2 protein-coding genes are annotated in these 2,636 nt (G+C 50.6%); both read right to left on the minus strand.

What is annotated here, in order from left to right; all coding sequences use genetic code 11:
• Nucleotides 1-152 precede the first annotated feature (152 nt).
• Entirely contained in the window at nt 153-929 is a 777-nt protein-coding gene (locus FYJ64_RS11250) for an ATP-binding protein (protein WP_090164370.1), read from the minus strand.
• Between the two features lie 6 nt (nt 930-935).
• Nucleotides 936-2,477, minus strand: a complete 1,542-nt coding sequence (gene istA / locus FYJ64_RS11255; RefSeq protein WP_154575210.1) for an IS21 family transposase — start codon at nt 2,475-2,477, stop codon at nt 936-938.
• Nucleotides 2,478-2,636: the final 159 nt, after the last annotated feature.

The following is a 2,636-nucleotide window of genomic DNA, read 5'->3' on the forward strand; positions in this document are numbered from 1 at the left end:
TGAATATTCCGGTGCGCTGAAAGCGCAAATCCGGTGAACTGGAAATCACCAGTCCGGCCGGTGGAAATCATAAATACGTGTATTCCGGTTCAACGGCACCGCCGTTCCGGCGGTGGAAACCACCATTCCGGAACGGGGAAACCGCTGCCTGTTTACTCGCTTAGTTCAGGATCCAATCCATATACCTCTCTCATGGAGCGGTAGTTGGTGGGATCCAAAGGTACGATATTGATCTTGTAGGCATCATGTTTGATACGATCCAGGATAGCCTCAGCCAGAGGGCTGTCATCGCCTCCCAGCTGATCGTACCAGCCATCCGGTTCATACTGCGAACAGAAGATGGTGGATGATTTCTTCCGCCTTCTGTGGAGCAGTTCCAGAATGTCGTGCTGCTCAGCCTCAGTCGGCTTCAGCAGCAGCCATTCATCCAGAATCAGTACGACCGGATTGGCGTATTTGGCAAGGACTTTCTTGTACGTTCCATCGGATCGTGCAAGTTCAAGTTCCAGGAGCATATCCGGAAGGCGAACATACTTCGTCCGGTAGCGTTGTTTGCAGGCTTCCATGCCAAAGGCGCAGGCCAGGTAGGTCTTTCCGCTGCCGGTCGCTCCGGTGATGAACAGATTCCGGTGCTCCGTAATATATTCACAGGTGGAGAGTCGCTCGATCAGTTTCCTGTTGAGTTTTCTCCCGGATGTATAGTTGATGTCGGCAATGAACGCCTCCGGCTGATCGAAACCGGCATTGCGTATGAGACGTTTGAGGCTGTTGGCCTTTCGGTTACTGTATTCGATATCGACCAGCATCCCGAAACGATCCTCAAAAGCGATATCCTTCATCTTCGGGTCATCCATCTGTGTGAGAAATGCATCAGACATGGATGTCAGGCGCATTTCGATCAATTTATCAATAGTGCTTTGGTTCGTCATGGTCAGTTACCTCCTGTAGTAGTCACCACCTCTGGTGATGGCATGAGAGTTACGGGATTTAGCAGATTCCGATTTAGGATCAACCTTTTCTGGTTTGTCCTTTCCGGCGACAAGAATGTTTTTCACAGACTTGTAGCTGGGGCTCGCAGTGTATGACAGTGCCTTGATACAGGCGGCTTCCAGTCGTTGGGGAGAGTATTTCTCTGCCAGCCTCAGAAGCCCCATACAGCTGCGATAGGATTGCTGCTCGATTCTCGTGGAGGCAAGGATCGCATTGACGACCTTGCACGTATTGCTTCCGATGCGTTCAGCCCATTTGCGGAAACGGTCGCCGTTCCATTCAAGATATTTCTGATGGTCCTCCGGCATATGTTCCGTGATGGTGCTGTACTGCCCCTTGCGTCCGTATCTGCGGCGATGAGAGGCGATTCGGTTATGGTTAAAGAATATTTCGACTACCTGATCAGTTATCCGTACGTCGACTTTGCGTTTGATGTACTCGTAAGGAACAGAGTATAGCATTCCGTCGACAGATATGTGATAATTGAACTGAACAGTGGCTGACTTCCATTCGGCCAGTTCATAACGGGTAGCCGGTAATTTAGCCATCAACGGCAGTTCTTCCGCCACGAAGATCTCATACCGGCTGCCCTCTTTTTTCTGGAAGGGCCGGTGAGAGAATTCTTCGAGCTTTTCACGGATAGCACGATTCAGTTCGGCCAGCGAGAAGAACTGTTCATTGCGGAGCGCTGCGGTGATCCATGTGGAGATGACCCCAACGGATCCCTCTGCGTTCGGTTTGTCCTTCGGAGCCCGCACGCGGGCAGGAAGGATCGCTGTGTTGTAATGCTCGGCCATTTCATGATAAACAGTGTTGAGTTCCTGCGTATACCAGTCGCCAGTGTGGAGCACTGCCGTTTTGGTATTGTCCGGAATCAGTATTCTGGTCACACCTCCGAAGTACTCATACATGTGTACATGAGCCGTGATCCAGGCGCGCTGCTTCTCATTGATAAAGGCTTCGACATACGGATACATGCTGTAGGTCATCACGCCTACGAACAACCATGCGGGGATCATTTCACCGGTATCCGGATCCGTGATGTAGGCAGGGTCACCGGCCCAGTCGACCTCGACCTGTTCGCCGGGTTTTCTGGGGATATGCATCGTTGCATGTCGTTTCTGCTCATCCTGCTGGATGTGATAGCAGAACTGGGAATACATGAGGGGTTCTTCGCCGGACATTCGGCATTCCTCCAGGTATTCCGTCCACAGGAGCTTTTTGTTGACTCCGTTGCGGAGCAGTTCCTTGTGGATGTAATCGAAGTCAGGCATCTTCTTAGGCGTCTGCTTCGACTGTTTGGGAAACATCATCTTCCCAAGCTCACTGTCAGTCAAGGACTCGTCTAATGGCCATGAGAGGTTTAACTCTTTCGCCCGACGTTGGACCTTGACGACGGTTTTCTGCGAAACATTGATGCTTTGCATAATGTTTCGCTGCGAGAGTCCTAAGGCTGTTAGCCGAAGGATTTCACGGTATTGGGTCATACTTTTGACCTCCTTAGAATAGATTTACACCAAAGGTGCATATCACTATTCTAAGAAAGGATATTGGTGATTTCCATCTCTGGAATGCTGATTTCCGTTTGACCGGAATGGTGATTTCCAATGGCCGGACAGGTGATGGATTTCACTCCGGAATACTCA

The organism is Hornefia butyriciproducens, from assembly GCF_009695915.1.
In the GTDB taxonomy this organism is placed as follows: Bacteria; Bacillota; Clostridia; order Peptostreptococcales; family Anaerovoracaceae; genus Aminicella; species Aminicella butyriciproducens.